We start from the raw sequence: 6,607 nt of genomic DNA, 5'->3' as shown, positions 1-6,607 counted from the left end.
CAAAAAGTTCAGGCAAAAAGCTCATGAAAAAGACGCATAAAAAAGGCACTTTGATAAAAGTGCCTTTTGTTTCATGAACAAGCGAATTAGTCTCTGACTAACTCTAACTCATCCATTAAGTTTTGTGCGTTATCAACCTTATCCATCATCCAAAGGATATAGCGGAAGTCGACATGGACTGCGCGGGTTATCGTTGGATTGAAGAACCAATCTTTAGTAATTGCTTCGTAAGTTGAATCAAAGTTCAAACCAACTAACTCACCTTTACTGTTGAATACCGGCGAACCTGAGTTGCCACCTGTAGTATCAACACTTGATAAGAAGTTAACCGGCACAGAGTTAAACTCTTCTGGTTTATCAAGACACGAGAACAAGCTGCAAATCCATGAGCGAGGATCTTGATAGACAGACGCAATAGTATGGTTGCCATAGTCATTAGTCGCGATTGCATCTAATAACTTCTTCGGCGCGTTATAAGGCGCTTCACCAGTGTGCTTACCTACAATGCCTTCTAAGCGCGTAAACGGCTGCTTGTAAAGGGCATCTCTTGATTGGTAACCATCTACCATGCCGTATGTGATACGTAAGGTACGGTTTGCATCTGGATACACAGGCCAATCATTGGCTTTGTAGTAAGCAATAATGGCTTCCATATATTCTGGGCGTGCAGTAGACAACTCACCTTTTAATGTGTTTTCTGCTTTCTCTTGCGCCATATTGGTGTCGTGCAGTGCAACAGCTAAACGGATAAATGGATCAGAGCTGGTTTCAAATGCTTGTGCATCTTGTTCCATCCAAGCAAGTCGTTGCTCTTTATCAGTAAGATCTGTTAAAGCGTAGTAGCCATCTAACTTCGCTGATAGTGCCTCTGCATCAGAGATTTTATTCAGTGCATCATCTAAAATTGCCACGCGCTGGCTTTGTGCCATGTATGCATTTAAATCTTGAAGCCAAAGCGTTTTATCAACAGATACATCAAAACTGCGTTCTAAGCGTGTTAAGTTAGCGGCGAACATTTTCATGTCTCGCTCTTGAAAGCCTTGTTCACGTTTTGCGTCAGGGAGCTGTTTTTCTTTCGCTAAACGATACAGTTTTTTCGCTGCTGACAATAACGAACTTGATTGCGCATTATTGAAAAAGTAATCCGTTTGAACTTGAGTTTGCTGCTTGGCAAGCAGAGCTTCTAATTCAGTGATTAAGTTCTGGTTTGCTTGAGTGTCTTTTTTCAACCAAGCTAAGAAATCATTCTCACGATCTTGCTTAATGCCGACAATATCAGTGGCTTTAAAGCCATCTAACAAGCCGTTAAGTTTCTTCATACGGTTAGCCATTGACGCAAGGCTGCCAGCATATTTTATCGCGATAGTATTATTATCTGCCGCCATTTGATTAATGGTGTCGATTTGTAGCTGATAGCGCTTGGCGTATGTTGGATACATCCAATCACTGGCAAACTCTAATTCACTGGTTAGGCGATAACGACTGGTAGAACCTGGGTAACCTGCAGCAAAGACCCCGTCACCTGCTTTAACGCCGTCAGCATTAATTTTTAAAAAGCTCTTAGGCTCAAACGGTACGTTGTCTTCAGCATAGCTTGCTGGTTTACCGTCTTTGCCAACGTAAGCACGTAAGAAAGTAAAGTCGCCTGAGTGGCGAGGGTATTCGTAATTATCGATGTCACCGCCAAAAGCGCCGACGCTTTCTGGTGGTGCATAGACTAGGCGAACATCCCGAATAATCAGCTGTTTAATTAAGTAGTACTCTAAACCGTTATGGAAACTACTAACCGAACAGCGGTAGTTTTCATCGGTTTCACATTCTTTAATGAGTGCTTTGCGGTTTGACTGAATATCTTCGTAACGTGCTAGCGGCTCGCTACTTAAATTGGCATTTACTTGTTTAGTGACATCCGTTACGGCTTCAGTAATGTATAATCGCTCGTTTGGACCAGCTGAAGGTTCTTCGGCTTTAGTATTGGCAAGAAAGCCATCGGCCAAGTAATTATGTTCTGTTTTACTGTTATATTGTATTGCTCGGTAGGCACAATGATGATTGGTAACAACTAGACCTTGGGGCGAAACGAAACTGGCGGTACAATAGCCGAGGCCGACAACCGCATTCATTGGGTATTGGGTTAGATCTGCAAGTTGTTTTGCAGGAATTTCGATGCCACGTTGTGCTAATTTATCTGCGATAGAAGGCATTTGATAGGGTTGCCATTGGCCTTCATCGGCATGGGCTAGCCCGGAAGACAGCACAAGGGCTGCAACGAGTGCAATACGCATGTTCTTTCCTTAAATATTATTATTGTTAGTCCGCATGAGCGGTAATGTTGCACATTTTAAGGTGCAACATGTTTGCATGACCTCGGTGTTATACCATATTTTACAAACAGGTTGGGAATTGGGAGTTTTAATGTCACAAAAAGGTCCTTTTAAGGCTAAAGAAAGGTTAAGAGATGCACAAGTTGATGCGCTCAAATTACCGCCTCACTCTATTGAAGCTGAACAGTCTGTTTTAGGTGGCTTGATGCTCGATGCTGAAGCTTGGGACAGAGTCTCAGAGGCTATCGTGGCAGATGATTTCTACTCTCGCTCTCACCGAATGATTTATGCGGCGATGAGCCGTCTTGTTGAAACCGGCCAACCTATCGATTTGATTACGGTATCTGAGCGACTTGAAGTTGAAGATCAACTTGAAGATGCCGGTGGTTTTGCCTATTTAGGTGAGATTGCTAAAAACACCCCGAGTGCAGGTAATATTTTATCGTATGCCGATATCGTACGTGAGCGCGCGGTTGTGCGTGACATGATCGGTGTCGCCCATGAGATTGCCGACGCAGGTTATAACCCAGAAGGACGTAATTCAGGTGACTTACTCGATTTAGCTGAAACTAAAGTCTTTAAAATTGCAGAATCGCGAGCGAATGCCAATGAAGGCCCTGAAGGGATTAAATCGATTCTTGAAAAGACTGTCGATAAAATTGAGCAGTTATACAATAACCCACATAACGGTGTAACTGGGGTTTCGAGTGGCTTTAGTGACCTAGATAAAATGACCGCTGGTTTTCAGTCTGGCGATTTGGTCATTGTGGCAGCGCGTCCATCGATGGGTAAAACTACCTTTGCGATGAACCTGTGTGAACAAGCTGCGATGAATGAGGATAAGCCGGTGCTTATTTTCAGTTTAGAGATGCCGTCAGAACAAATTATGATGCGTATGTTGGCGTCTTTAGGCCGAGTGGATCAAACTAAAATTCGTACCGGTCAGCTCGATGATGAAGATTGGGCTCGTGTGTCATCGACCATGGGTATCATGCTCGAGCAAGGCAAGATGTACATTGATGATGGCTCTGGTTTAACCCCAACAGAAGTACGCAGTCGTGCTCGACGGATTGCCCGTGAGTATGGCGGTTTATCGATGATCATGATCGATTACCTGCAGTTAATGCAAGTGCCTTCATTAAAAGATAACCGTACCTTAGAAATTGCAGAAATTTCTCGCTCACTGAAGTCTCTGGCCAAAGAACTCGAGATTCCAGTTATTGCACTTTCACAGCTTAACCGCTCGCTAGAGCAACGTGCTGATAAGCGACCTGTTAACTCGGATTTACGTGAATCTGGTTCGATTGAGCAAGATGCGGATTTGATCATGTTTATTTATCGTGATGAAGTGTATAACGATGATTCTGAACAAAAAGGTGTCGCGGAAATTATTATTGGTAAACAGCGTAACGGCCCGATTGGTCGAGTGCCTTTGACCTTCCAAGGCCAGTTCTCGCGCTTTGATAATTACTCAGGAACGCAAATATTTGATGAAGATTAATCCTGTTTCATAAATCAGTATTGTGTCTATAAATTGCTATTATCAAACAAGCCTCTGTTAATGAAACAGAGGCTCAATTTTTTGTTTTCATGGTGAAGAACACCTGAATATATTCGTCATTTAAGGTTAATTATTTGAAACCGTTTCCCCGTGCTGAAATTAGTCGCCAGGCTTTGCAGGATAACCTTGTCAGGCTGAGAGAGATTGCTCCTAACAGTAAAGTCATGGCAGTGGTTAAAGCCAATGGTTACGGTCATGGCTTATTGAATGTTGCACAGTGTGTGGATAATGCCGATGGATTTGGTTTAGCAAGGCTTGAGGAGGCGCTGCAATTGCGTGAAGGTGGGGTGAAAGCGAAACTGCTATTACTTGAAGGTTGCTTTCGTCAGACAGATCTCCCGTTATTAGTACAGCATCAAATCGACACAGTAGTTCATCATGAATCTCAGCTTGAGATGCTAGAGAACTCGACATTATCAGCTCCTATCACTGTGTGGCTCAAAGTGGATTCAGGTATGCATCGACTGGGTTTTGGCTTAGGACAGTTCGATGATGTATACCAGCGTTTAATTGATTGCCCAAACGTGAAAAAACCGGTTCATTTAATGACACACTTTGCCTGTGCTGATGAGCCTGACAATAATCTCACTCAGCAACAAATGGATGCGTTTACTCAACTCATATCTGACCTTCCTGGTGACCGCACTTTAGCAAACTCAGCGGGTACCTTATTTTGGCCTCAAAGCCAATGTGATTGGATAAGACCTGGTATTGCTTTATATGGGGTTTCTCCTGTATTTGGGGACAAGGGGACCCATCACGGTTTGCAACCTGCGATGGAGTTAGTATCTAATTTGATTGCTGTACGTGAGCATAAAGCGGGTCAAAGTGTGGGTTATGGTGCGCATTGGACTGCCGATAAAGACACTAAATTAGGTGTGGTCGCGATTGGTTATGGTGATGGTTATCCCCGTAATGCACCTGAAGGAACGCCTGTTTGGTTAAATGGTCGTAGAGTGCCGATTGTTGGCCGCGTATCGATGGACATGCTAACGGTTGATTTAGGCGCAGAAGCGACAGATCAAGTTGGTGATCTTGTACAGTTATGGGGACAAGCACTAGCCGTTGAAGAGGTCGCTGAACATATTGGTACCATCGCTTACGAACTCGTGACCAAACTCACCCCACGAGTGGTTGTCGATTTACAAGAATAAAGCCCTTAGGGGCATCTAGATGTTGCAAGGCTACACACGTTTAACAGTGCCTTGTATTAGAAGGAAGATTGAGTGCAGTTGTATAAAACCGCGCTAGTGACTTACTGCGTTATTTATAGTGGTTGGGCCTTTGCTCAAACACAGCCCATTCAAAGCCTTATGTCAGAAGATACTATTGTATCTGTTGACATTGCGGGCGACGATAAGCAAACAACATCAACGTCAGTTGAGTTAGAAAAGAATAAACAAGCCAAGAATTCAGCCGACAGTTATGATGCTGAATTTGTTGCTGTGCCCATTATATTTTCAACTGAAACGTTGAGTACAACAATTGGTGGTGCAGGTGTCATAAAGCATGCTGGACAAGCTCAAGCCGTTGCACTGGGTATAGGTTTATATTCAGCCAATGACAGCTGGCTAAGTTATGCTGGATTCTACAATTATCAAATTCCCAAACTCGATCAATGGTTATTCAGCGCGGAGTTATTTCGTGGCCATTATGAGCAAGGCATATACTATCTCCCGCAAGCAAACACCGAGACTGAAACTGAACGCATAATCAGTGTAGGCGATGAAGGCTTTTCAAAATTACATATTAAATATGTTTTGTCGATGGCTGGCGGGGCAAACGGCGCTGCAGCGTCTCTAGCCAGAAAGAAAAATGCAATAAGCTGGAATCCACTAGAGTCAGGTGTCACATCGATAAGTTTGACGCCCTTTAATAAGTATCGCGAACTTGAAACGCTGGAATATTTACCTGATGAAGCAAATGGCATAGAGCTGGCTTTAGATTGGGATAATCGTGACTCAATGAATAACAGTTCAGAGGGCGGACAAACCAATCTGACATTAACGTTTGGCAGTGAAGTAAGCGATAACCCAAGTTGGTTTATGTGGGAATTTGAACAAAGTGCTTTTATGTCACTGGGAAGTAATGACTGGTTTGAAGAACAAGTACTCGCCGCCAACGTCTATATTGCCGATACACCAAGTTGGAATAGCTTTGATGGCGATAGCCAAAGTTACCAGCGTCCCCCAACCTTTGCAGGCGTTTCACTCGGTGGGTTTGATAGGTTAAGAGGTTATGACTCGAAGCAGTTTACTGGACGAAGTGCGGTCAATTATGCGCTAGAATATCGTATGACTCCTCGTTGGCAGCCACTACAAAATTTACCAGTGTTTAATTTATATGATGTGCCTTGGTGGCAGTGGGCATTATTGATTGAAGCGGGAAATGTGACCGACGAGTTTAGCCTTGATGACTTACACAAAGACATGAAAACCTCTTATGGTGTGAGTGTCCGTTTTGAAGTTGAAGATATTGTTATCAGAAGTGATTTTGTCACTGGTGGTGATGAAAGTCAGTTTTGGGTAATGGTTAATCAGCCTTTTTAATGTAAAGGCTATTTATTACTGCGCTCAGATAGCAGATTAGATATTCATCATTAACAATATTAATTGAAAGCCGCATAGTGATATAATGTGCGGCTGAAATTTTGACTGGTATTAGATTGCACTATGCCGCTTAAACTCAAAATCAATAAGTCGCTGATATTCATCTAAAAGGT

At 43.1% G+C, this 6,607-nt stretch carries 4 protein-coding genes; 3 read left to right on the top strand and 1 reads right to left on the bottom strand.

Annotated features, from left to right (window positions below):
* Positions 1-86: 86 nt before the first annotated feature.
* Complete coding sequence (locus AB4153_RS04360; RefSeq protein WP_371996493.1) at positions 87-2,285, bottom strand: S46 family peptidase; 2,199 nt, start codon at positions 2,283-2,285, stop codon at positions 87-89.
* A 130-nt stretch (positions 2,286-2,415) separates the two neighbouring features.
* Here AB4153_RS04360 and dnaB point away from each other — a divergent pair, with 130 nt between their 5' ends.
* The 3 genes from dnaB to AB4153_RS04345 all read left to right on the top strand — a co-directional run bounded on the left by dnaB (position 2,416) and on the right by AB4153_RS04345 (position 6,434).
* A complete protein-coding gene (gene dnaB / locus AB4153_RS04355; RefSeq protein ID WP_102528049.1) occupies positions 2,416-3,825 on the top strand; it encodes a replicative DNA helicase in 1,410 nt (469 codons plus the stop codon).
* A 134-nt stretch (positions 3,826-3,959) separates the two neighbouring features.
* On the top strand, positions 3,960-5,039 hold the full coding sequence (gene alr, locus AB4153_RS04350; protein WP_371996492.1) for an alanine racemase: 1,080 nt from the start codon (positions 3,960-3,962) through the stop codon (positions 5,037-5,039).
* Between the two features lie 72 nt (positions 5,040-5,111).
* The gene (locus AB4153_RS04345; RefSeq protein ID WP_371996490.1) at positions 5,112-6,434 is read left to right on the top strand and encodes a hypothetical protein; all 1,323 of its coding nucleotides are present in this window, start codon (positions 5,112-5,114) and stop codon (positions 6,432-6,434) included.
* The last annotated feature ends 173 nt before the right edge of the window (positions 6,435-6,607 follow it).

The organism is Shewanella sp. 10N.286.52.E4 (assembly GCF_041468785.1).
GTDB classification, from domain to species: domain Bacteria; phylum Pseudomonadota; class Gammaproteobacteria; order Enterobacterales; family Shewanellaceae; genus Shewanella; species Shewanella electrodiphila.
Note: the sequence above shows the minus strand (reverse complement) of the source record. Positions and strands in the feature narration are given on the sequence as shown.

Excerpts from the sequence above, each read along its gene's own strand:
- AB4153_RS04360 (WP_371996493.1), bottom strand. The coding sequence starts at position 2,285 with ATGCGTATTGCACTCGTTGCAGCCCTTGTGCTGTCTTCCGGGCTAGCC.
- dnaB (WP_102528049.1), top strand. The coding sequence starts at position 2,416 with ATGTCACAAAAAGGTCCTTTTAAGGCTAAAGAAAGGTTAAGAGATGCA.